This window comes from Bradyrhizobium sp. KZN70725 (genome assembly GCF_055264925.1).
In genome coordinates this window covers 1-970 of record NZ_JBUYWT010000181.1, presented here as the reverse complement: position 1 = coordinate 970, position 970 = coordinate 1, and the positions used below count along the sequence as shown (strand labels likewise).

The 970-nt window shown below is 61.1% G+C and carries 1 protein-coding gene; it reads right to left on the bottom strand.

Going from position 1 to position 970, the window contains the following annotated elements:
- On the bottom strand, positions 1 to 858 hold an 858-nt coding region (locus tag ACZBJS_RS42580; RefSeq protein WP_463440339.1), incomplete at its 3' end, for a tyrosine-type recombinase/integrase.
- Positions 859 to 970: the final 112 nt, after the last annotated feature.

Sequence of the window (970 nt, the reverse complement as noted above, 5' to 3'; positions counted from 1 at the left end):
GCCGGGCGGCACGACCTCCAGGCGAAGCCGGTCAAGCGGACTTGGCGTATTGCTGATGGTCTTAGTGGCGACTTGGGTATAGCGCGCCGTGCTGGCCAGACTGGCATGGCCGAGCAGCACCTTGATGATGCGCACGTCGGCCCCTTCTCCAGAAGATGGGTCGCGAAGGTGTGCCGCAGCGTATGCACTGTCACCGACTTGCTCAAGCCGGCCGCCGCACAGGCTGAACGGCACGCGGCATGCAGCACGTTCGGGACGAGCGGACGCTCGTCGTCGCGACCGGGAAACAGCCATCGCTTTGGCCGAGTGAGCCGCCAATACGTCCGCAGAATCCTTAAAAAGCTGCGGCGAGAGCATAACGTAACGGTCCTTGCCGCCCTTGCCGTGCTCGACCCGGATCAACATCCGTTGGCTATCAATGTCGACAACCTTCAAGAGGACCACTTCCGATACGCGTAAGCCTGCGGCATAGACGGTGGTCAACGCGGTACGGCTCTTCAGGCTTGGGATTGCTTCCAGGAAGCGAACGACCTCGTCGGCGCTCAGCACGACCGGCAGTTTGCGCGGTTTACGCGCATAGGCGATGCGCTCCGGAACGGCGTCATGACCAAGCGTCACACCGTAGAAGAACCGCAGCGCGCAGACGATCTGGTTCAGCGCCGGCCAGGACATCCCCGTCGCAACCAGATGAACCTGGAAGGCACGGATATCCTCCAGGTCAAGGCGGTCCGGGGAACGACCGAAATATCGGCTCAACTTCGCTACGGCGTTGAGGTAGGATTGCTGCGTCGCCGGTGACAGATTGCGGACCGTCATGTCCTCGATCATGCGGCGGCGAAGTGGGCTGATCTCAGTCATCGGAAAACCTCCTGTCTAAAGGGTTGGGCTTCGAAAACCCGCAATCCTCTCAGACAGGAGGCAATCCTTGCTATGACTCCCTACATGCCGCGCCAGCGGCTTCGTTCAATCC